Raw genomic sequence first — 23,539 nt, 5'->3', positions numbered from 1 at the left:
TTTAATTCCTGAATGGCCTTCTTATTTTTTAATAATATTAAAGAAAGATGTTCTATATGTTTTTCCTATAGGAACGGCTTCTTTTTCTATGTGCACAAGGTTCCCTTCTATTCTATCAATTTTTCTAAAATTAATAAGGTATGATCTATGAATCCTTATAAAACCATCTTCTTTAAGTTTATATTCCCAGTTGCTCAAACTATCCTGAACTAGCAATTTCTTTTCACTATAGTGTATATATACGTAATCGGCTTCTGATTTAATATAATTAATATCGGTTTTAATTATTTTATAAAAGGTTTTATCTGTATATACAAATAGTTCTTTTTCATTATGAATCGTATTTTTATCTGTAAGGGTATTTTGTATTCGCATTACAGATTTTAAAAATCTATGATAAGAAAAAGGTTTGAGTAGGTAGTCTTCTACGGCTTCTTCAAAAGCATCAATTGCATAATCTCTATAGGCAGTTGTAATAATAACTTTTGGTTTTATTTCTAAACTTTTTAAGAAATCTAAACCATTAGCTCCTGGCAATTGTATATCTAATAATATGAAATCTACTTCGTTAAGAACATATAAAGGTAATTCTGAAACTGACTCAAAAACACCAATGCATTCGATATCTGAAGACTGCTCTATATATTTGATCAATAATTGCTGTGCGGGCAGTTCATCTTCTATAATGATACATCTCATTTTAGATCAATTTTTAAATTCACTTTAAAAGTACCTTCTAATGACTCGATTGTAAGCGTATGTTTATTTGGATACAATAAAGCTAATCTCTTTTTTACATTTTCGATACCAATCCCACTATCCTTCCATACTTCTGATTGTTTTGAAGAATATCTGGGATCATATCGATTTTCTACCCATAAATTGAGTACATCATTTGCTAGTTTTACATCAATACAAAGCGGTATTTTCTTCCCTTCTACCATACTTGAATACTTAAATGCATTTTCAATAAAAGGAATCATTAACAATGGCGGTATATCCTGTTTTGGATTATCCAGAGTATTAGAAAATTTAATATCTATTTTTTTTCCTAGTCGGGCTTTTTGCAATTCTATATATCCATTAATAAATTCTATTTCTTGTAGTAAGGGCACATTTGGTTTTTCTCCTTCATGCATTAAATAATGTAAGCTATCAGAGAGTTTTAGAATTTTATCTGCCAACACTTCATCTTTAAGAATTGCATTAGAATACAACATATTTAAGGTATTAAATAAAAAATGAGGGTTTAGCTGTGCTTTAAGACTCTTTAATTCTGCCTGAACTCGTTCTTGTTCTGTTCTTTCTAATATTTGGCTACTTATGATATTTTTCTTAATCGTAAATATGGCCAGAAAAAAAGCATTTATCAATAAGTATTCTACTGTTTTATTAATAAAACAAAGCCTAAAATTGCATTGACAAGTTTTACCATTTAGGTAACAGTTTAAATATACTATACAAAGAAAGATTATTAAAAATACGATCAACGCTTTTATGTCTTTGTAATTTTTTACCAAGAAAAAATGAGCAATATATACAGAAACTCCAATAAAAACAGTATTCAAGACTGCTTCTGTGAAATCAAAAGAAAACCTGTTACGATCACCAAACTTAATGATAGGATAGGTAAAGTATAATATCCAAAATAGGATATGTAATCCTATTTCAAAATATTTTATTTCAAACACTTTTTTCATACGCTTCTCGTAAATTTAATATTAATCAATGAGACCACTATTGTAGCGTCTTGATTTTTTATTTCGCTGTTTCACAGTTCCCCCATCTATGCGATAAGAAAACGCCAAATGTACAACCCTGGAAATAGGTTTATATGCATAGTCTTGTAAAAACCCAGTGCCAGAATTGATACCTTCAAAACGTTGCGTATTAAAAAGGTCTGTTACCCGTAAATTTAGACTTCCCATATTTTTTAAGATTTTATGCCTGATTCCTAAATCTATTTTTTGGGTAGTCTCCTGGGTATAAAAAAATCCTTTTGAAGGACCATTATAACGCCAGGATACCACCATGTTCGTTTTTTGAGATATTTTGAATTGATTTTTTAGAGTTAGGTTATAGCTTCTGTTAAAATTACGGGTAAAGCCAATTTGATCATTTTTAAATTCTTCATAATTCCAATTAAAGTTTAAATCAGTATTTAACCAATTATAGGGTTTTATGTGTATCGCCATTTCTACTCCATAAGCATTCGTTGCGCCATTATTTACAGAAGTATATACATTAATACCATCATCATTTACATAATTATTGGTTGTAATAACATTCTCTTTAAGACGATAGGCAAAAGCTGGTGTTATTTTTAGACTTTTCTTTTTGAATTGATAAGAAACATCAAAATTATTTGAAAACTCTGGCTCCAAAGCTGGATTTCCCTGACTAATTGAAAACTCATTAATCTGAAAAGCTATAGGGTTTACTTGGCTTAAGGTAGGTCTGGATGTTCTTCTATTGTATCCAAAAATAAATGTTTGATCTTCTTGTACTGTATAACTTAAATGCAAAGAGGGAAATAAGTTCGTAAAATCACTTTCTATACTGGTGTTATCTGTTTTAAGATTTGCTTTTCTCACAAATAACTCTCCCCTCACTCCTGCCTGAATGTTTATTCCTTTTAGATTATATTTTAGTAAGGAGTATGCTGCATACGTTGATTGTGTATTTTCAAAACTTTCTTGTGATATAGTAATATTGTCTTCATTAAAAAAAGAACGTGAATTATCAAGGTTTTGTCGATTCCAAAATGTTCCAGCTTCAATCTTGAACTTCTCACTTAGGACTCCCGAATAATCCATTGCCATACTTGTGATAAAAACGTCGTTATCGGTAGCATTATCTGTGATTCCCAGATTTGGTCTAAAATCACTTTTTAGAATATTTGCATTATCAGATAACTGAATATCTATTTCAAGAAAATTTTCTCTCTCCTTAAAATAACGCCTATAATTACCATTGGCATTAAATGTCTTATGAGAATGACTCCCTAAAATATTTTGAAAAGTAGTGACATCATTCTGAATTATATTAGCCTTATTATCCAATATATGTCCGTTATCAGTATAATCTAAACCTAAAGAAAACTCATTATCATCATTAGGAAACCAGTCAATACCTCCATTAACTTTATACACATCTCCATCAAATTTAAAATCGCTTAACTGTGTAAATGGTTGAGTTCCTGATCGATTTTGGGTATTTTCATTTTCAAAGATATTCTTCTTGTAAGAACCACCAAATCTATAACTAGTTTTAGATCTTCCATAATTAATTGCACCATTTGCACCGTGGCTTCCCAAGGAATTACCATTTAAACTTGTGGTTATGACAATCCCTTTACGTACTTTTTTATGGGTAATGATATTAATAATTCCGGTAAGGCCATTAGCTTGATATTTTGCAGATGGTGATGTTATTATTTCAATTTTATTGATTTCATCAGAAGGAATTTGTTGCAATAGTTCTGTTGTACTTAATGGCGAAGGTTTCCCATTAACTAATACATTTACATTTTGACTTCCTCTTAGACTAATATTTCCATTTTGATCTGCCTGTACTTCGGATAATTGACTCAATACTGTTGCTGCATCCCCCCCGCCAGATAATAAATCTTTTCCTACATGTACTACTTTTTTATCGATTAATTGTTTTACGGTGGTTTCTTCTGCGACAAGTGTTACTTCATCCAGCGTTGTTGCTTCTGTTCTCATCGTAATATCCAAAGTGGTGTTTTTATCGATTACTACAGAGGATACATACGTTTCGTATCCTATAAAACTTGCTTCTACAGTATATTTACCATCTTGATAATCAATATTATAAATACCATTATCATTAGTTGTTACACCTTCTAAAAACTCTCCTTCTTGGTTTTTTAAAATTACAGTTACATAAGGTATTGGTTTATTGGTATCTATATCAATAATTTCACCTTTCAAAGATTGAGAGAAAGAGTTGAGAAAAGACAATAATAGAATAATAATGATTGTAATTAATCGAGCCATTACTTTTTGTTTTTGATATGGCTCAAAACTACAACCAGATACTAGCACTAGTAATTAATATCTATGAATGGCTTTAGTTTATCTATGAATGTCATTTAGAGAATATTCATTTTTAAAATTAAAATACGGGAGAATTGTACGTTCCTCCCGCATTATAAAATTTAGATATTAGAATGATTTCAAGCAAACCATCATTCTAGTTGGCTTCATTTATATAGATTAACTAAAATGATATCTCTTGATAGCTAAAACTAAACACTCCAAAAAAACCTAATGCTTTTCTATCTGTTGTTGTATTTCTAATATTCCCTATTAAATTTATAGGAGGTTTTGAAAATATTAAAAAAGGTTCTGTGGTTTCTGGGTCTCCAAAATCTACTTGATTTTCGTATTGTTCATGGGCAGCCACATAATACTCGTAGGTGTGAAAATTTAAATTTAAAAGACTCACCGTTAAAATATCTCCTCCACTAGTTAGAGTTTCTATAAATGCATTTTCATTTCCATTAAAAAGAACATCATTAGATAATTCGAATACTTCGGAAATAAGGCTTCCATTATTATAAAAGGAAAAGTGAACCTGATAAAAATTGGTTTCATTTCCCGGATCACTAAAAATTACTCTCGGATAACCATTTACTTTACTTATAGTTTTGATTTGTACTGGTTCTTTTAATGGCTCGTGAACAGACTCATACGTAGTTCCGTCGGCAAGTATAACTTCAATCCAATACTTGTTTCCAATAAGACCAATCACTGCATCAGTACTTAAATATACTCCTTCCGACACCTGAAAATCATCAGTAACAAGTCTAACAGTACCGTCAGAATCTTCGGTATATAGAAATACAGAGGCATCATTAATAGGATCCAGGGCGGTATTATTAACCGGAACTGTTTTTTGAATGGTGATTTTTATGTTATCTGTATTATTGATAAGATATCCATAGATAAAAACCTGTGGTTCAAACTCTGCATCTAGCGGTGTTTCTTTAAGGCAACTTAATATAGGGATAAAACAAAGGATGATTACTATAATTCGATATAATGATTTCATAGTCTTAAAATTTAAAATTGTACGTGATAAAGGGTACAGGTGCACCAATTAGATAAAAATCATAGGATCTTAATCGATTATTTTTAAATATCGAAAAAGATGAAAAAGCATTTTTACGTGCATACAGATTATAGAGCCCAAAAGACCAACTACCTTTCCACTTTTTATTAGGTTTTTTTGGAGTATATGTAAATGAAATATCCATTCTATGCGTACTGGGCAACCTATATGCATTTCTATCTGAATAGGTTAAATACGGATTGTTATCAAAAATAAATCGCCCTGTAGGTTTTGTTATAGGTCTTCCTGATTGATATGTAAAAAATAGTCCAACATTCCACTTTGACCCTATTGTATAATCGGTAGTAATATTAAAAACATGTGGTCGATCATAATTTGATGGGTAATATCTACTATCATTAATATTATCTGAAGAAAAAATACTGGTCGTTTTTCTTTTGGTAACAGAATAGGTATAATTAATACTTCCTCTTAATTTTCCTGTATTTTTATAAATTCCAAATTCTGTTCCGTAAGAATACCCTTTTGCGGGTAACAACTGTGTTTCTATATTTTCATTTAATAATAAGTTTGCACCATTTTTATACTCTACTATGTTTTTGAAGGTTTTATAATACCCTTCGACAGTAAAATTATAGTGTTTATTTTGTGTATCATATGCATATCCGGCAGAAATCTGATTTACTTCTAAAGGTTTTATATGTACTCCCGATAGTTTCCATACATCGAAAGGAAAAGCTGCCGTTGTATTTGATATATAATGAATGTATTGAAACATCCTGTTGTACCCTAATTTTAATGCTTTATTATTTTTTAAATTATATTTTAACGAAATTCGAGGTTCAAAACCAGTATAGCTTTTAATAAGCTTTCCTTTTTTATACTCACGAGTATCTATAATGGTAGTTACATTTTGCGGAACCCCGGGGCTGTACACCGCAACTTTGTTATATCCAAAATTACCAAACCAGGAATACCGTAATCCGGTACTAAATGAAAATTTTTTCCATTTTTTTTCATATTCTATATATGGTGCAACTTCTACCCCTTTTTCTGTTTCGAGATTTATAGTGTTGATACCAATATCGTCACTGGTAGCCTTTGCCGGAGTAAAACGATATAGTGTACCATTTATTCCAAATCTCATTTTCGTACTAGGATTGAGATAATAAGTAAAATCTGGTTTTACGATAAAATTTTCAATAGAAGATTTCCATTTTATACTACTATTGGTCTCTAAAGGCCCTCCATCTGTACTTTTTAATTTATAATTGTACTGACTATATATTCCAGAAACATTCATAAATAGTTTGTTAGAGAATATGTGATTCCAACGTAATGTAGCTGTAGCATTTTTCCAGCTAAAATCTGTTTTGTCATCCGGCTCTTTACCTTCTGGAATAACTTCTCCTTCAAAAAGTAGTTTCATGACATCGGCCCCAAAATAACCTGATAGAAACAATGTATTATTTTTATTAATTTTCCAGCTAAGTTTAGAACTCAGATCATAAAAGAAAACTTTTTGATCTTTTACTTCTCCTCCTATAATTGGAAAAAACGCATCAAAATAAGATCTACGACCAGAGACCAAAAAGCTTAGTTTTTCCTTTTTTATTGGCCCTTCTAGCGTAAGCCTCGAAAACAATAGCCCTAGTCCTCCTTCTCCTTTAAAAGTTTTAGTATTTCCATCCCGTTGTCTAATCTCTAAAACAGAAGATGCTCTCCCTCCAAAACGTGCAGGAATCCCCCCTTTATATAATTTCATTTCTTTAATCGCATCTGTATTAAATCCCGAAAACAATCCAAATACATGAGTTGGATTATAAATTGGTGCCTCATCTAATAGCACTAGATTTTGATCTATATTACCTCCTCTAACATTAATTCCCGAAGCGCCTTCTCCAATCGTATTTACACCAGGAAGGGTTAATAATGCTCTCATGATATCTGGTTCTCCCAAAAAAGCTGGTAATCGTTTAATTTCTGAACCTTTTAGCGTAGAGATACCAGATGCAATTGTATTTACCTGGCTTTTATTTTCATTATTAGCAGTAATCGTTACTTCATCTAATTCATTCGAAGATGGTTCTAGCTGAATATCGAGTTTTGTATTCTTGGTTAATTCTAGGTTTATCTCTTTTAGAGTATATCCCAAATATGAAATTTGGAAACTATAATTACCTTCGGGAAAGGTTATAGAATAAAAGCCATATTCATTTGTAGAAACCCCTTTGTCGCTATCTTTTATATAGACACTGGCTCCAGGTAACGTTTCGCCTGTTGCAGCATCTTTAACAGTTCCACTTAGGGTATACTTATTTTTTTGTTGAGAGCGATTAGAAAGTATAATAAAACTATTCTTCACCAAATATTTGATCGAGGTAGTTTGCAATAATTCATTAAGTGTTTTAGTAACATCTTTATCAATTACTTCAATATCAAGTTTTTGTGATACGTTAATTTCATCATTATTATAAATAAAACTATATGAAGTTTGTTTCTCTATTTGTTTTAATATGGTTTCTAATTGAGTATTCTCGAGATTTAATGTAACCTTATCCTGAGAAAAGCCATTGATAGCCATGAGTTGTAAACAACCTAGTAAATAAAGAGAAAAGGATAATTTCATTAATAAAATACTTTTTTTGCCAGGGTTTTTTACCTGCCAAGACAGAACGAACTGTTTTATTTTCATAAATTTGAATGTTGTTAATTATTACTGATTTCGCGATTAGAATACTATTGACACATCGGTGGGAAAATGGCAGTTTTCCCACTTTTTTATTTTATTACCCACTCATTTGTTTTTGTATTATATTCATATTTAAAATTTTTTGAAGCTTTCAATACTTCCAGAATGTCATTAATTGGTAAATCCTGATCAAAGGATCCGGTAAATTTTGAATGTGATATTTGTTCATTTTCAAAACGTATATTAACATTATGTTGAATTTTTAAATCATTAGCTATTTCTAAAAATGGTTTATTATTGAATTGTATTTTACCCTCTCTCCAGGCAATACTACTAATAGCATTACTGGATTTTGAAGCAAGTACGCGTCCATCATTCTTAAAAATCTTCACTTTATCATTTGGAAGCATTATGATGCTGTTTTTTAAATACTCCTTAGAGCTCATTTCGACTTTACCGGTTAATAATACGGTTTCTGTAAATGTATTTTTTGCATACGATTTTACATTAAAACTTGTTCCCAAAGCTTTTACGATAATATGATCTGGCGTCTCTACAGTAAAGGGGTGTTCTTTGTCTTTTGCTACCTCAAAAAAAGCTTCACCATCTAAAAATAGTGTTCTTGGAGATTTTGGATTGTAAGACAGCTTACTTGAAGAATTTAACCAAACTACAGAACCATCAGGAAGATGTATTTGTTCATGATCACTATACGCAGTCTCAATGCTTATAATATCATTTGCTATTATTATTTGATAGGTATACACGGCAGTTGATACCAAAATCGCTGCCATAGCTGCATATTTTATGATCTTTTTCCAACTAGAGTTTTTCCTTTCTTTATTTTCTATTGAATTAAAAAACTTTTGTTTGGCAACATTTGTTTCTAAATCACTATGCTTTGGGATTTTTTCGCCAGTGGCATTGTAAATATTCTGTATTTTATTAAATAGATTTTCATTGAAATCATCAGAATTCATCCACTCTTCTACCCTTTCATTTGTAGCTATATCTGCACTTTTCGAGATATATCCCCAAATGTCTACTTCTGTTATTTGATCCTGTTCCATAATAAGGTATTTTACTATAAGACGTTGGTCGCATAGTTACACCCTATCAAAAATTATAAATAATCTTGTAACCCTTGTCTAAATGCTGTTAAAGCCTTGGAAATATGAAGCTCTACTGTTTTTACAGAAATATTTTTTTGTAGAGCAATCTCCTGATAAGTAAATCCCTGGTCTCTTGATAATCTAAATATTTCTATCGTTTTGGGAGGAAGTGAAGCATAAATACTATCTATTTTTTGTGACAGCTCCCATTTATTATCTATGTTTTCTTGTATATCCCGGTTTAGTGAATATAAATTGGTATGTTTTTCCCGGGTTTTATGCTTTCTGCTATGATCAATTATCTTATTCTTCAAAGTGACAATAAGAAATGATTCTATCGAACGATCATTTGATTGAACTTGCTCTATTTTTTCCCAAAGCTTAATAAATGTTTCTTGTACTAATTCTTGAGAAAGATCTCTTTCTTTAACCACCTTAAAAGAATAATTGAAGAGTTTTTTGTAATGTTTATCAAATAAAATTGAAAACCTCTTTTTCTTTGATGATCTCATTAATTTATCTTCCTCCTAGTATTTAGATCGTTAATAATATACATCTTCAGTATCAAAAAACTACACTTTGATAGATAGTGGCTAATATATAAATAATACCCTATTACTTACCTATATTCATTTTTAATTGAATGCTTTATATCATTAAACATCTTTATTTCAAAACAATACAATATCATGTAATCATAAAACGATGTCTCTTTATATTGATTTTTCATCAACACTTAAAGGACGTTCATCAAAATAAATAGCAAGATATGGATGCTATAAGTAGGTTCGTACCATCAATTAAAACGAATCCTATGAATATTTTAAAAATTGAAAATCTATCTAAAACTTATTCCAACGGAGTAAAAGCATTACAGGATATCAACCTAACGATTACCAATGGTATGTTCGGGTTATTAGGTCCTAATGGGGCAGGAAAATCTTCACTAATACGTACTTTAGCTACACTACAAGAGCCTACTCATGGAAGCATATTATTTAATGATACACATAGTAGTAAAGAACCACAAATTATTCGAAACCAATTAGGATATCTACCTCAAGAATTTGGGGTATATCCCAAATTGTCAGCAATTCAACTATTAGATCATATAGCCATATTAAAAGGCATATTGAATAGCAAAGAACGTAAAGAACAGATAGAAGGGTTATTACATCAAACGAATCTATATACGGCACGTAAAAAGTCTGTAAAGACCTTCTCCGGAGGTATGCGTCAGCGATTTGGTATCGCACAAGCATTGCTAGGCAATCCCAAACTTATTATTGTAGACGAACCCACTGCAGGTTTAGATCCAGAGGAACGTAATCGTTTTCATAATTTACTAAGTGAAATAGGAGAACATAGAATTATCATTCTTTCTACCCACATTGTTGAAGATATTAAAAATCTATGCGCTCATATGGCAATTATGGGAGAAGGGAAGATACTAAAACAAGGCATTCCTTCAGAGCTTATTACTCACTTAGAAGGTAAAATATGGCATAAGGTTGTCGCCAAAGAAAATGTTTTGGCTTTCAAAAATGCCTTTAATGTCTTATCAACTCGATTATTTGGTGGTAAAATAGAACTTCGCGTATTAGCAAATGATCGGCCAGAACAAGGATTTAAAGCTTCTAAACCAGATTTAGAAGATGTCTATTTTTCTACAATTAATAAACAATCAATACTATACTAATCATGACTACGAAATTACTTCAATTCGAATGGCGATATCATACTCGCCAAACTTCCTTCATACTATTTCTAGTATTGTTTATAGGATATGGTGTTCTTGCCATTACACAAGCTTTTCAATATTTAGAATTTAGCAACATGTATAACGATGCTTATAACCTAAGTTTTCTATCAGGTATTATTAGTATAGGTGTTGTATTTGCCAGTATATTTTTTTGTGTAAATGGATTACTTCGGGATACAACTTTTCATACCAAAGAAATAATTTTTAGTACCGGAATACAAAAACATAGCTTTTTAATCAATCGTTTTCTAGGCCTCTTTTTGATATCTCTTCTCATTGGTAGCAGTGCGTTATTAGGGGTCTTTATTGGAACAAACATTGCCAATCTAAATCCAGAGGCATTACACCATTTTGACATAAGTCATTATCTATGGCCCTGGTTAACAATTATAGTGCCTAATGCTTTTATCTGTACTGCTTTTCTATTCTCGGCGACGCTTCTATCTCAAAAAGCAATAGTGACGTATATCACCGGACTCCTGCTTATTATTATTCATTGGATTTCAGGATTCTATATTAATTCTCCTCTTGTTGGTGGCTCTATACTTTCTGATCCAGAGGTTTTAGAAATTGCGTCTTTAGTAGATCCAATAGGATTAAGTGCTTTTTTTGAACAAACTCAGTTCTTAACACCAATAGAAAAAAACGAAACTCTTATTTCACTATCAGGGCATCTTGTATGGAACAGAATTATTTGGATGTTTTTTGGCCTTGCATCTATACTAATATCATATCGGTTATTTCATTTCAGGAAACTAGATCAAAAAATAAAAAAACAAGCTATATCTATAGAAGGTACAACTAGTAATTCTACTTACACACCTGTAACTACTGTTTCAGATACATTAGCAGCTAGAATAGCACGCATTAGATCGATTGTAGTATTAGATACAAAAATGATAATTACAGGAATTCCTTTTCTTGTCATTATGCTATTATGGATTGCTATGATTGTACTGGCATTTAATAATAGCGTACGCAGTTTTGGAATTTACGGAAATCGTTACCCTACTACAGACCTGTTTATAGGTTTGATTCATGAAATCTTACCAATAATGGGATTGCTACTCATTGTTTTTTATACTGGTGAGGTGGTATGGAAATCAAGATCTAACAAGTTTCATGAGATTATTGAGGCAACACCTATAAAAAATAGTACATTTTTTATTTCTAAGTATATTACAATAGCTATAATCCCCATACTACTTATTTTAATATCAATATTTGTTGCAATAACATTTCAGCTTTCAAATGGTTATTACGATTTAGGATTAACTCATTATTTTTCGATGTTGTACTTCGGAGGGCTTCAGGTTTTATTATACACAATTTTTGCATTATTAATTCAAAATATAGTTTCTAACAAGTATTTAGGAATGGTAATTTCAGGAGGTATTATGTTATTATTTGGTCCCTTAAGCAATAGCATAGGATTAGAACATCCTTTGGTTCTTTTCAACAACCTACCCAGTATGGCCAGAGCATATTCTGATTTTAATGGATACGGACAATATGTTGTAAAATTTAACTGGTTATCCTTGTATTGGATCACTTTTGCAGGAGTAACGGCCCTATTCGGTTTTAAATTATGGAAAAGAGGAACCATTTCTACTATCAAAACATACACTAAAACGATATGGAATAAAAAAGAAAGAGTACTATTGATAAGCTTTGTCTTTCTATTCGTAACTATCGGTAGCTATATCTACTATAATACCAACATCATCAATGAATATGAAATAGCAGATGAGGCATATGATTTTAATGAGAAATATGAACGTGCTTATAAAAAATATGATCATCTGGTAGTACCAAAATTAGTTTCAGTACAAACAGCAGTAGATATTTTTCCAAATAAACATAAATATGAAGTAAAAGCTTCCTGTTTGATAACGAATACAAATACTCAACCGATAAAAGAAATCTTTATTACTGCACCGATACCATTAAAAAAACTATCTATAGAAAATAGCACACAAGTTTTTCATGATTCCATCATAGGGACCTACTTATTTAAACTTCATACTCCATTGCAACAGGGTTCGATCCTAAAAATGAAATATAATTTAACCAAAAGTTCTTCTGGGTTTAATATCGATAATAGTATTACAAATAATGGATCTTATATTAAAAGTCACCAATTTAGTCCTCATTTGGGTTATGTAAGCGAATACGAGATTAATCATGTTTATGAACGGGAGAAACGAGGATTACCTGTAAAAGAAAAACCAGTAGTTAATGACAATTATTTGCAAATCGGAGGGAAATTTAATTTTGAAAATATAGATTTTGAAGCCGTAGTCTCTACATCAAACGATCAATCTGTACTATGCTCTGGTGATTTAATAAGACACTGGAAATCGGATAATAGAAATTATTATCATTATAAATCTAAAGGTAAAATTAACAGTATGGTGGCGTATCATTCAGCTCGCTACAAAATTGAAAAAACAAACCACAAGGGCATCCAAATTGAATTATATTACCTCCCAGAGCATTACAGAAACATAGCAGAAATGATAAAAGTGGCTAAAGCAACTATTGATTATGCAACCGATAATTTTGGAAAATATCCTCATAAACATCTTCGTATCGGTGAAATGTTAATATTCGGAGGTGGTGGAGCCAATGGCCAGGCAATGCCGGGTGTAATTAGTATTAATGAAAAAGTTTTTAAAAGAGATGTTTCAAATCCAAAAGACTTTAATGTAATTGCTAGAGTAATCATTCATGAAATAGCTCATCAATGGTGGGGAGGGCTACTTACACCAAAGCGAATTGATGGATTCATGGTACTATCAGAATCTCTAGCCAAATATTCTGAAACTGTAATTATGGAAAAATTATACGATAAAGCTATGGTTAGACAACTATCAGAGCATACAGTAAAAAGGTATTTTAGTGGTCGTTCTCGTACCACCGAAACAGAACCACCATTATACATAAGTCAGTTACAACAATATCTGGGATATAGCAAAGGTGCTACTGTTATGTCTGCGATAAAAGATCTTATAGGAGAATCCAATCTAAACATTGCGCTACAAAATATGATACACAAATACAGCCATAAGCCCATTGCAACAACACCTGATTTTCTTCAAGAGTTATATTCAGTCACTCCAAAAGAGTATCATACTTTAATAGATGATTGGATGAAACGTGTAATCACGTATGATTTGGGGATTAAGAGTACTTCTTATAAAAAACTTAATAATGGTACTTACGAAATTACCATAGATATAAAAGCGCAACGCTTTGAAACGGATACTACTGGAAAAGAAATCACAATCAATATTAACGAACCTATTAAAATTGGAATATTTAAAAAACATCCTGAAGCCGTCAATAATGATAAAGATATCCTCTATTTAGAACCTCACCAGATCAATAAAAAAGAAATGGTTTTTAAAATTATTACCAAAGAAATACCAGTCTATATCGGTATCGATCCATATTACACCAGATTAGATAGAAATATGGCTGATAATATAATTTCTGTGAATCTTTAATATATTTGAATAATGACATTAAAAAAGAGATTTTATATTACAACCATTCTTGCAGTAATTCTGGCTACATTAAGCTTAATCTTTAAAGATAGTAATAGTGAATTACATATTTTTTTAAACTTTCTTACCGGTTTAGTGATTTCTTATATGATATTATTTTATCTATTCAAAACAGGTAAATTAAAAACAAATTGGCCTAATTCTACTATAAAAATAATTATATATATAGCTATAATCGGGCTGTTGATTTTCGGAATGAATATGGCCAATAGAATAGATGATGATCAAGAAAGTTTTTGGGTAGTTAATCATAATATATGGCTTACAGATCTATTTGGGATATTACTAGCACTATTGATTTTTTATACCATTTTTTCATGGGCATTTGAACAGCGGGCAAAAATACAGACCCTTAAAAATGATAAAGTCAAAGCAGAATTAGAACTTTTAAAAACTCAAATAAACCCTCATTTTTTCTTTAATACACTTAATAATTTATACTCATTAATTAAAAAAGACCCTGATACCGCACAAGAATATGTGCTTAAACTATCAGATATGATGCGATTTACTATTTATGATGGAAAAGAAGAAGCTGTTCATCTTGAAGAAGAAATTAAATATTTAACCAATTTTATTGAGCTACAAACAGCCAGGTATCATAAAGCAATCGATATTGATTTTAAACATAGCATTATTAATAAGGACTACCCTATCCCTCCGTTATTGTTTATTATCTTGTTAGAGAATTCCTTTAAACATGGGGTAGAAAAACTTGTAAATCAATCTTTTATACACATTGAGCTACTAGAAAACGACAGTCAAATACTATTTACTATCAAAAATAATTATGATCCCGAAACACATGTAAAGTCCAAAGGTATTGGTTTAGAAAATTTACAAGATCGCCTTAATTTACTTTACCCAAACGGTAAACATAAATTGACGATTAGCAATCAAAATCAAGTATATTTTGTAGAATTAGAATTATACAAATCATGATCACTTACATAATAATAGACGACGAAACCGCTTCACACGATATTATTGAAGATTATAGCAGTAATTTACCCTATTTATCGCTTCAAAAGCATTGTTATAATGCTTTTGAGGCTATAGAATACCTAAATCAGCATCAGGTAGATTTAGTATTTTTAGATATTAATATGCCTAAACTTACAGGTTTTGATTTTTTAAAAACATTATCTAATCCTCCTAAGATTATTGTAACTACTGCTTATAAAGAGTTTGCATTAGAAGGTTATGAACTTAATATTGATGATTATTTACTAAAACCATTTAGTTTTCAGCGATTTGTTACAGCAATACAAAAAGTGCAGGGAACATTGTCATTACATTCGCAAAACGTAAAAAACATCGATGATTCCAGTATTTTTTTAAAAGACAACAAAAAGCATTATCAGGTAAAATTAAAAGATCTTTTATTCTTAGAAGCTTATGGAAATTATGTAAAGGTATATTTAGAACATCAAATGATCATTACGCATCAAACCTTATCTTCTTTTGAAGAGATACTTTCTAAAAAAGATTTCATAAAGGTGCACAAATCATTTATTATTGCAAAGAATAAAATAGAATTAATTGAAGGCAACCGAATAACAATTAAGGATCATAAAATTCCTGTGGGGAAAATATATAAGCCAAACATTAATAACTTACTTAGCTAAATTTTAATTATTATCCGGTCACATCATCTCTATCAAAGATTCACAATTATAATTTTCATAACTAGATTGCTTTATTGTATTTTAATCCCATTTTGATCGGGAAATTTCCCTGTTACTAACCAGCCTCCAAAATCTTCAGAAACGGCCAATAGAAGTGTGTTTTCTCCTTTTTTAAGATTTAGATATATTGCATCAAACAATCCTACAGTACCCAAATATCTATAATCTCTAGAACGCCACCTATTTGTTCCTTTATAAATAGGCTTGCCGTTTAAAATAGCTACTACTCTATCGCTGTATCCAAATTCAAAAAGCTTTATTTGATCTTTGTTTGATGTAATTTTAATTTTTGCAAAAACAGTATTTCCGGGAGTTCCGTCAACCAAAACTACTTCTCTCGCAATGTTTGCAGCAGTACCTTCTTCTACCTGGATTGTTTTTCCCCATTTTCTAGATTGAATTACTTCATTTAGCTTCAATGGATTATTTACTAATTTTTCTTCAAACATATCAGACACTTGCCATTCTGAAATTAATCCTTCAATAGGTTTTCTTTTTATAGGCTTAAAATCTACTATTTCATATTTACTTTTATCAATTTTGAAATTCGCATAATGCATGGCCGCGGGACCCCCGCCTCCTATTGCAATCTGTCCTTCTTTGGGATCATGAACCAGATTCCATGATAGGTTTGGAGTTTCAGAATAGTCCAGGTATATCTGTGCTCTACGACCATTCACTACTATTTTTACATGGGTCCAATCATCATAATTATAGTCATATGCAAAAGAATATTTAGGTCCAAAATAAAGTTGCCACGGTGTTATACCATTAATAACAGGAGCAGCTTGATTGGCATCGGGTTTACCCGAAAGATGGGCTCGCAGGTAAAAAGATTCCATATTATTTCTATCAGAAGCTCTAAAACGAACACCAGGGAACCCTTGTCGGTTAGTAAGATATACATCAAACTCAATAGTACCATTCAAGAATTTAGTATCTTTTAAAAATGCTAAGCCACGCTGAATATAAATTGCATCTTTTCCTTTATAATTTTCTAAAACATAAGATTGGGCATTTATTTCCCAATGAATCGTATCTAAAGGAATTATATTTTGAGAATTCCCTTTTTGAATAAAAAAAATACTTACTATAGAGAATACAATATATCTAATCATGAGTTTCGTTTTTTGATTTCATTCAAAGTTCTAATGTATAGTATATAAAGTATAAACAAGTTGGTGCAAATCGGTTCAATGTTGTTCAAGTCGTAATTTTTGATGACTTTTGTTTGATATTATGAATACGTATCCAGAACATAAATTAGTACAAAAGTGTTTGCTCGAAATCGAGGAGAAACTCGAGTGGGGAAACTCTGATCAATGGCATAATGATGTATTTATCGAACTGAGTGATAGTATTCAGCAAAGCACAGGTATTCTCTTAAGTCCAACAACTCTAAAACGTGTTTGGGGTAAAGTAAATTATAAGAGTGCTCCTAGTATTAGTACATTAAACACACTTTCACAATTTGCTGGATATGCGAATTGGAGAGATTTCAAGAATAAAAAAGATGTCAAAAAACCGTCTTGGGTAGAGAAAAAAATAACTCAGAATCTAGGCGTTATTATGGTTTCTGCCTCGATTATGACTATTGTGTTTATTTCGTTTTATTCTATGATTGGAGCTAAAAAAGAGGAAGTAACCAATATTGATTCCTCAAAAATCATTTTTAGTAGTAGACCAATAACCGGAGGATTACCAAATTCTGTAGTCTTTGATTTTGATTTAAATACGATTAAATCCGATAGTATATACATTCAACAATTCTGGGATGTTACAAAAACTATTAAAATAAAACCAGGACAAAAGAAAGCTACTGGTATTTATTATTTTCCAGGGTATTTTGGTGCCAAACTTCTGGTTGATGGGCAAATTATAAAAGAGCATGATTTGTTTATTACCTCAAATAATTGGATGGGCACTATAGATTATAAGCCTATCCCAAAATATGTCTCAAATACAGATATGTTTCGAGATAGATTATCTTTTTCAAATACTATCATTAATGAAATTAAGTCTACTACAGAACCTGTAGTCTCTACTTTTCACTTGGTAAAAGATTTTGGGGCTGTGTCTGGAGATAATATCAGGATCAAAACTTCTGTTCGTAACCTGTATAGGGAAAAATGGGCGGTTTGTCAAAAATTCAGAATAGTTATATTAGGTACCAATGGAGCTTTAATAGTACCATTTTCTATTCCGGGATGTGTTTCAGATATCAATGTAATGCTTAATGATGTGTACTTAAGAGGTAAAGAACATGATCTTTCTGCTTTTGGGGTAGATTTTTCTGATTTCAAAGCTATCGATATCAATATTATAGAAAAAAAATTGACTGTTTTTGTTGATGATAAGGAAATTTACTCGAGACAATACAATAAATCCATAGGGAAATTTGTAGGTATTCGTTACCGGTTTTTGGGTGCAGGGGAAATTAATCATCTAAATATTACTGAAAGTCCTGATGAAAAAACTATTATAAATCATGATTTCAATGCAAAAAATTAAATTTTGCGTATCATTTTAAAAAAAACAGGGTTTTAACTATTATCTATCAGTCTTTTAACTCTTTTATCTCAAAACCTTCCATTGTATATTTGGTCATAATAAATTTATAAAGTTATGGCACAATCATCTTTTCAAGTAAAAACATATTCATATTACAATTGGTCATCCCGAAGCTTAGGAAAAACCAATCTAATTTTAAAGGGAGCTGGTGGGGAAACCTGTTCTGTTTGGTTTAGAGAAGATCCTAATGCTGTATTACCAGTAGCAACAGTTTCTGGATCATATTATAGCTTTTATTATCATTATGATCAATTACAACATTTAATAGATATGCTAAGAAATGAAAGCCCAATCTATGTTTATTTCAATAATGATAATGGATTCAATAATTCTAGGATTTCTACTGCTAATGAACCCGTTGGTGAAGGTGAAATGAGTTAAATATCAGATAAAATTAAATACGTTGTAGGATCACCATATCGTAGTAGTTTATCAATAAACTGTTGTAAGTGTAATTGATCAATTAATTTCACTTTCATAGAAATATTGTGTGCACCTGTAACACGGTGCGCTTCAACAATTTCTGGAAATTTATCTAATTCGCTACAAAACACATTCAGGTTTCCGCTAAACAATTTGAGCATTATAAGAACTTCAATACCAAAGCCTAGTTTTTTATTATCCAACTCTAGTCTATAGCCCTTTATTACGCCAAGGTCTTCTAATTTTTGAATACGCTCCCTAACTGAAGATGGAGAAAGCCCTATTTGTCGACCAATTTCAACATAAGATGCTCTCGAATTATCTTTAAGTCTATCAATAATTTTATGATCAACACTGTCCAACATAATACAATACTATATTTAAGAATGTATTAATTATCTTCCCACCCCCAAGGAGCATCTGGGTTTTTTACTGGTTTTGTGATATCCATTACAACTTTAAAAACACGAGGAGTTCCTAAACGTCTTAAGTTATAGGTAAAAGTTGTATCATCAATTGTAATCCACCAAATATTAGTAGAAGCTGCCGGGATCATTTTTTTAGTTTCTTCATCTGCAGGAAACACTTGTATACCTTGCTGCCCAACATTTGTTGTCTTGCCACCATATTGTGTTATTTTATCCTCAGAGCCATCCTCATGTCTATGATCATGTTTTAAAGTAATACGATCATTTTTATACGTTAACACCCAGGTTCTGGATCTATCATCTCCAACAAAAAAAGGTATTTTAATAACGTTATCACTACAATAACGCACATGCATCACTAATCGTTTACCGCCAAATTGCTTATCATCTACGGGTAGTTCTAGAGTGCCTTCAAATGATTTTCCGCATAAATTCTGTAATGAGTTCCAAAATTGATCAGCTTCATTTATATCCTGAGAGAAGGATGCTGTAAAGCAACCTAATAAAAAAATAAGGAAGTGTATTTTTTTCATAAATTCAATATAATAGAATTTTGAAAGTTATGAATTCTTTTTTTACACTCCCATTATTTTTCACCATATCATAAATTAATCATTTAAATACCTATGGGTTTCTTAGTATTATCAACATTATTTGCATCCAAACGGGTACCAAAAGGATCAATTGAGATATATTGTGGAATCTCATCTACAATAAGTTTAATCTGCATTTGATCTGTATTGATCTGATGAGGCTTTAAATATAGTATAGCATCCTGGTGATCTATCGTACTTGGGTCTTTTGAAAACATCCCAATTTGAATAGGTTCATCTATTGAAATTGCTACCGCTTCTCCATTTTCTTTGGTTTCAAAACGTTTTGCCAAAACCTCTATAGTAACTTCGTATTTACCAGTATCAAGTACAATAACCTTTGCATTTTCAATTTGTAAATCATATGTAATAATACGTTTAAACCAATCATCTATCAAAATATGGTACTTCTCTGGGGTAACCGCATAAAACTCGTTTAATAATTCTGTTGATGTAACTTTAGATTCCTTTTCATCTTTATATTTGATTGCCAACTTTCTAAGAGCTTCGTTCATATTCTGTTCTCCTATCAAATCTCTAAGTGCTAACAGAGACACATAGCTTTTTCCATAAAGCAAATAAGACTGTCCTTCTCCAATGTATAAAGGAGGTTCTGGATCGGTAGCATAAGAACGACCGGTAAAATATCTAGTATTAGCAGATTTACTTAATTGCCAAATTGCTTTTTTACCATAGTATTTTTCCATAATAACTGCTTCGGTATATTTGGTTAACCCTTCTGTGATTAATCCTCCTCCATCTACATTTTTAGGAGTAAGTATATGGCCCCACCATTGGTGTGCAACTTCATGAATAGTTCGTTTGGCTACAAGATCAAAATTGTCTGTATTACGATTATCTGTAAGGTATAATCGATTCTCTACCATTGCAATAGTTCCTGGTTGTGCTTGTCCTCCAAATCGCCAATGCCCTGGTATTTCTGCAATTCGTATATGATCAAACTTATAATCTGTAAAGTGTTTTTGACAATAGTCTAAAGTTTGTTTAGTACTTTCTGAAATAGTATTGATATTATACTCATGTCCAGGATGATAATATTGTTCGATTTCTACTCCCTTATAGTTTTCTTTTTCGATCTTATAGGCTCCCGAATAGTAAGCTAAAAAGGGAATAATATCATGAGACGATTTATAATGGTAAAAGTTTCTATCGTTTTCTTCCCAGGTTTTTATTAATTCTCCTGTTGCTATAGCGGTCTGATCTTTTTGTGTAGACACAACAGTTTCATATGGTAATTTAACATGTGAAACATCAACAGCACTAAAATGGCTAGCATTGTTTTCATCCTCTATTTGTTTTGGTAACCCACGTTTTTCTCTTTCGAACGAATCTGTGATTTCAAAACTCGTAGTGTACCCCAAAATTGGTTCAAAATTACTATGCTGTATAAATGATCCGTTATTGACCAAAATATTACTGGTTTCAAACCCTTTTTTTTGATAAGTTAATTCATAGGTATATTTTATTTGTTCTCCTGGAGCCAGAGGTTCTTCGAATTTAAAAATTCGAATATCATAAACACTATCGTGTTTTTCTAATATTGCATTTTCTATAGACATATTAGTAACCGGAACCCTCTCTGAAATAAAGATTTCTCGTAAACTATCTTTTCCTCTATTTTCGAGAATATAATCAGCTTTAATAGTATAGAAGTTCTCATCTGGATATATATCCATTTTGGTTTTTATTGCTACAGGAACGAGTTGTCTGGGGACATCATATTTTTTATATTTTTTTTCGTATGCCTCGCAAAAATCTAAGGTATCACCTACTGTAATATACTCATTTATCACATTTTTATTATAATAAATAGTTGCTCCTGAGGCCATAAAAAGTATTCCAAAAAAGACAAGTGTAGTAAGTTCCCATTTTTTCCAATGATATCGAAGTTGTTTTAATCTGAAAAGAAACTTGTGTATTGTACCTCGTTGCCATAATTTAAAAGATAACACTGTGAGCACTAAACCTAATGCAGTCCAATAAACAGCATAATAATGAAAAGGTTTAGTATAATCCCCATAACCTGTCATATTTGTATATTTTGTAGTAGGCAAACTCCCTATTCGAAGTAATGAATGTTCAATTCCTATAAATGAAGCCATAGAGCTTCCAAAAAAGATAATAATCAATCCTGTAATTGCTATACCTGCATATTTACTGGGAGATAAACTTTGAATAAATAAGGCTAATAAAATGTAAAAGAGAAAACTCATCCCCAGGTAATAAAACATAGAGAGGTATTGCCAAATTTCAAAAATATAATAGCCTTTTGTAATTTGAATCCCAATAGCGATAAGAATACTTATTGTGATCAATATAATTGGCAATAGAATAAGTGTTATGGCTTTTGATAAAAAAAATACCATATTCGAAGCTGGGGTAGCATCAATTATACCGTCAAATTGCAAGCTACGTTCGCGCCAAACTAATTCGCCACTATAAAATACAATTAGAAATAACCCCAAAAATGGTAACGGATCTTTAATTAACCAAATGAGTAAATCTGTTGTTGGATATAAACTATCATTATATGCCCCACCTTGATTAACTCTTGTATAAATTTCGGTAACAACAATAACAATCCAAATTAGTATAATAGCTATAAAGGGTAAACTCTTAAATACATTGGTAAGTTCGATTCTTAATAAAGATTTAAAACTTGCTATATGTGTTCTTACCGTAGTTGTTATAGTAGTAATGGGGTAATATGCTTTTTTTACTATTTCTTTTTCTTCTATAATTGCTACTCTTTTACTTTTTTGTTTTAATTTCTTAAATGAAAAATAGGTGTACGTTATTTTTAAAACTAGTAGTGATATTGAAATCCAGAGCACTCTGTTCCATAGAAAATTACCAGAAAAAGAAAGTAATCGTGTATTTTTTTCAAAAGGAGTCCAGTATTGAGTTTGCTCAAAAAAGGCAGAAAGTCCAAACGGATCTGCTAATGCAGCTATAATCAAATTTTCTGGAGAAGCAGGTGTTGCATTGACCAACAAGGGGGAGTTAAAAAAGATAGAGCAAATCCAGTATAGTGCATATATTAGAATTGCACTAATATATGTAGCGATATTATTTTTGCTAAATGCGCTAACCGAAAAAACAAATGCGGTACAAATAAAAACATTAGGTATAACTATGAGCAACCATGTCGACAAATAATGAGTCACCTGAAAAGATCCCAGTCGTTCTGGATCTAAGTTAGGCATAAATGTTCCCAAAGCAAAACCGACTAAAGTCATCGAAAAAACAAGCAAACTAAATACAAATACTCCAAGAAATCGACTAAGAAAAAAATGAGATTTCTTTATTGGTGTGCTATAGATTATAGTTTCCATTCGATATTGCTTATCTCTTAGCATTCCACTAATGGCAAAAAACATAATTGCAAACATACACCCAAGTGATAATACGGCAATGTTATAACTAATCTGGTATCCAGAATTAAAATTTACTTTAGCCAAAGAAGAACCCTGACTTCCCAACATAAATCCAAAAAGAAGGAAAATAATGATGAAACCAATAAATGCCTTTTGTTTGAGTTGGTAGCTGGCTTCAAAACGTAATAAAGAAGATATCATAG

At 31.1% G+C, this 23,539-nt stretch carries 17 protein-coding genes; 6 read left to right on the top strand and 11 right to left on the bottom strand.

The annotated features are described in order from the left end of the window. Positions 1-21: 21 nt before the first annotated feature. The 7 genes from Z053_RS0104545 to Z053_RS0104515 all read right to left on the bottom strand — a co-directional run bounded on the left by Z053_RS0104545 (position 22) and on the right by Z053_RS0104515 (position 9,416). Positions 22-699: a LytR/AlgR family response regulator transcription factor gene (locus tag Z053_RS0104545; RefSeq protein ID WP_025663854.1), complete on the bottom strand. Its 678-nt coding sequence runs from the start codon at positions 697-699 to the stop codon at positions 22-24. Then, positions 696-1,700: a sensor histidine kinase gene (locus tag Z053_RS0104540; protein WP_025663853.1), complete on the bottom strand. Its 1,005-nt coding sequence runs from the start codon at positions 1,698-1,700 to the stop codon at positions 696-698. Before Z053_RS0104540 ends, Z053_RS0104545 begins: the two co-directional genes overlap by 4 nt. 21 nt (positions 1,701-1,721) lie before the next feature. Further along, positions 1,722-4,022, bottom strand: coding sequence for a TonB-dependent receptor domain-containing protein (locus Z053_RS0104535; RefSeq protein WP_025663852.1), 2,301 nt, complete (start codon positions 4,020-4,022; stop codon positions 1,722-1,724). A 223-nt stretch (positions 4,023-4,245) separates the two neighbouring features. Further along, entirely contained in the window at positions 4,246-5,079 is an 834-nt protein-coding gene (locus Z053_RS0104530; RefSeq protein WP_025663851.1) for a DUF4249 family protein, read from the bottom strand. A 4-nt stretch (positions 5,080-5,083) separates the two neighbouring features. Further along, a complete protein-coding gene (locus Z053_RS0104525) occupies positions 5,084-7,795 on the bottom strand; it encodes a TonB-dependent receptor (protein WP_051475986.1) in 2,712 nt (903 codons plus the stop codon). Between the two features lie 86 nt (positions 7,796-7,881). Further along, positions 7,882-8,862, bottom strand: a complete 981-nt coding sequence (locus Z053_RS0104520) for a FecR family protein (protein ID WP_025663849.1) — start codon at positions 8,860-8,862, stop codon at positions 7,882-7,884. Positions 8,863-8,915: 53 nt separating this feature from the next. After that, the gene (locus tag Z053_RS0104515) at positions 8,916-9,416 is read right to left on the bottom strand and encodes an RNA polymerase sigma factor (protein ID WP_025663848.1); all 501 of its coding nucleotides are present in this window, start codon (positions 9,414-9,416) and stop codon (positions 8,916-8,918) included. Between the two features lie 302 nt (positions 9,417-9,718). Between Z053_RS0104515 and Z053_RS0104510 the strand changes: the two genes are divergently transcribed. From Z053_RS0104510 to Z053_RS0104495, 4 genes are read left to right on the top strand one after another with little or no spacing between them, the layout of a single operon-like run. Continuing rightward, complete coding sequence (locus tag Z053_RS0104510) at positions 9,719-10,603, top strand: ABC transporter ATP-binding protein (protein WP_025663847.1); 885 nt, start codon at positions 9,719-9,721, stop codon at positions 10,601-10,603. A 2-nt stretch (positions 10,604-10,605) separates the two neighbouring features. Further along, the gene (locus Z053_RS0104505) at positions 10,606-14,175 is read left to right on the top strand and encodes an ABC transporter permease/M1 family aminopeptidase (protein WP_025663846.1); all 3,570 of its coding nucleotides are present in this window, start codon (positions 10,606-10,608) and stop codon (positions 14,173-14,175) included. Positions 14,176-14,187: 12 nt separating this feature from the next. Further along, a complete protein-coding gene (locus tag Z053_RS27890; RefSeq protein ID WP_025663845.1) occupies positions 14,188-15,177 on the top strand; it encodes a sensor histidine kinase in 990 nt (329 codons plus the stop codon). Further along, positions 15,174-15,863: a LytR/AlgR family response regulator transcription factor gene (locus Z053_RS0104495; protein WP_025663844.1), complete on the top strand. Its 690-nt coding sequence runs from the start codon at positions 15,174-15,176 to the stop codon at positions 15,861-15,863. The genes Z053_RS27890 and Z053_RS0104495 overlap by 4 nt, the downstream gene beginning before the upstream one ends. Positions 15,864-15,934: 71 nt before the next feature. Here Z053_RS0104495 and Z053_RS0104490 read toward each other — a convergent pair whose 3' ends face one another. After that, entirely contained in the window at positions 15,935-17,041 is a 1,107-nt protein-coding gene (locus Z053_RS0104490; protein WP_025663843.1) for a LamG domain-containing protein, read from the bottom strand. A gap of 121 nt (positions 17,042-17,162) precedes the next feature. Here Z053_RS0104490 and Z053_RS0104485 point away from each other — a divergent pair, with 121 nt between their 5' ends. After that, positions 17,163-18,434 carry a hypothetical protein gene (locus Z053_RS0104485; protein ID WP_025663842.1) on the top strand — a complete coding sequence of 424 codons (1,272 nt, stop codon included), beginning with the start codon at positions 17,163-17,165 and terminating at the stop codon, positions 18,432-18,434. Positions 18,435-18,548: 114 nt separating this feature from the next. Continuing rightward, positions 18,549-18,875 carry a hypothetical protein gene (locus tag Z053_RS27885; RefSeq protein WP_035094984.1) on the top strand — a complete coding sequence of 109 codons (327 nt, stop codon included), beginning with the start codon at positions 18,549-18,551 and terminating at the stop codon, positions 18,873-18,875. On the opposite strand, the gene Z053_RS27880 is transcribed toward Z053_RS27885, so the two are convergent. The 3 genes from Z053_RS27880 to Z053_RS0104470 all read right to left on the bottom strand — a co-directional run bounded on the left by Z053_RS27880 (position 18,872) and on the right by Z053_RS0104470 (position 23,537). After that, complete coding sequence (locus Z053_RS27880) at positions 18,872-19,282, bottom strand: Lrp/AsnC family transcriptional regulator (RefSeq protein ID WP_035094981.1); 411 nt, start codon at positions 19,280-19,282, stop codon at positions 18,872-18,874. The genes Z053_RS27885 and Z053_RS27880 overlap by 4 nt on opposite strands. 26 nt (positions 19,283-19,308) lie before the next feature. Further along, positions 19,309-19,878, bottom strand: a complete 570-nt coding sequence (locus Z053_RS0104475) for a hypothetical protein (protein ID WP_025663841.1) — start codon at positions 19,876-19,878, stop codon at positions 19,309-19,311. 83 nt (positions 19,879-19,961) lie between these two features. Then, on the bottom strand, positions 19,962-23,537 hold the full coding sequence (locus tag Z053_RS0104470) for a M1 family aminopeptidase (protein ID WP_025663840.1): 3,576 nt from the start codon (positions 23,535-23,537) through the stop codon (positions 19,962-19,964). Positions 23,538-23,539 lie beyond the last annotated feature (2 nt).

The sequence above is a fragment of the Aquimarina megaterium XH134 genome (assembly GCF_000520975.1).
In the GTDB taxonomy this organism is placed as follows: Bacteria; Bacteroidota; Bacteroidia; order Flavobacteriales; family Flavobacteriaceae; genus Aquimarina; species Aquimarina megaterium.
The sequence above is the reverse complement of the archived record's forward strand: the minus strand, read 5'-3'. Positions and strand labels throughout refer to the sequence as shown.

Excerpts from the sequence above, each read along its gene's own strand:
- Z053_RS0104545 (WP_025663854.1), bottom strand. The coding sequence starts at position 699 with ATGAGATGTATCATTATAGAAGATGAACTGCCCGCACAGCAATTATTG.
- Z053_RS0104540 (WP_025663853.1), bottom strand. The coding sequence starts at position 1,700 with ATGAAAAAAGTGTTTGAAATAAAATATTTTGAAATAGGATTACATATC.
- Z053_RS0104535 (WP_025663852.1), bottom strand. The coding sequence starts at position 4,022 with ATGGCTCGATTAATTACAATCATTATTATTCTATTATTGTCTTTTCTC.
- Z053_RS0104530 (WP_025663851.1), bottom strand. The coding sequence starts at position 5,079 with ATGAAATCATTATATCGAATTATAGTAATCATCCTTTGTTTTATCCCT.
- Z053_RS0104525 (WP_051475986.1), bottom strand. The coding sequence starts at position 7,795 with ATGAAAATAAAACAGTTCGTTCTGTCTTGGCAGGTAAAAAACCCTGGC.
- Z053_RS0104520 (WP_025663849.1), bottom strand. The coding sequence starts at position 8,862 with ATGGAACAGGATCAAATAACAGAAGTAGACATTTGGGGATATATCTCG.
- Z053_RS0104515 (WP_025663848.1), bottom strand. The coding sequence starts at position 9,416 with ATGAGATCATCAAAGAAAAAGAGGTTTTCAATTTTATTTGATAAACAT.
- Z053_RS0104510 (WP_025663847.1), top strand. The coding sequence starts at position 9,719 with ATGAATATTTTAAAAATTGAAAATCTATCTAAAACTTATTCCAACGGA.
- Z053_RS0104505 (WP_025663846.1), top strand. The coding sequence starts at position 10,606 with ATGACTACGAAATTACTTCAATTCGAATGGCGATATCATACTCGCCAA.
- Z053_RS27890 (WP_025663845.1), top strand. The coding sequence starts at position 14,188 with ATGACATTAAAAAAGAGATTTTATATTACAACCATTCTTGCAGTAATT.
- Z053_RS0104495 (WP_025663844.1), top strand. The coding sequence starts at position 15,174 with ATGATCACTTACATAATAATAGACGACGAAACCGCTTCACACGATATT.
- Z053_RS0104490 (WP_025663843.1), bottom strand. The coding sequence starts at position 17,041 with ATGATTAGATATATTGTATTCTCTATAGTAAGTATTTTTTTTATTCAA.
- Z053_RS0104485 (WP_025663842.1), top strand. The coding sequence starts at position 17,163 with ATGAATACGTATCCAGAACATAAATTAGTACAAAAGTGTTTGCTCGAA.
- Z053_RS27885 (WP_035094984.1), top strand. The coding sequence starts at position 18,549 with ATGGCACAATCATCTTTTCAAGTAAAAACATATTCATATTACAATTGG.
- Z053_RS27880 (WP_035094981.1), bottom strand. The coding sequence starts at position 19,282 with ATGTTGGACAGTGTTGATCATAAAATTATTGATAGACTTAAAGATAAT.
- Z053_RS0104475 (WP_025663841.1), bottom strand. The coding sequence starts at position 19,878 with ATGAAAAAAATACACTTCCTTATTTTTTTATTAGGTTGCTTTACAGCA.
- Z053_RS0104470 (WP_025663840.1), bottom strand. The coding sequence starts at position 23,537 with ATGATATCTTCTTTATTACGTTTTGAAGCCAGCTACCAACTCAAACAA.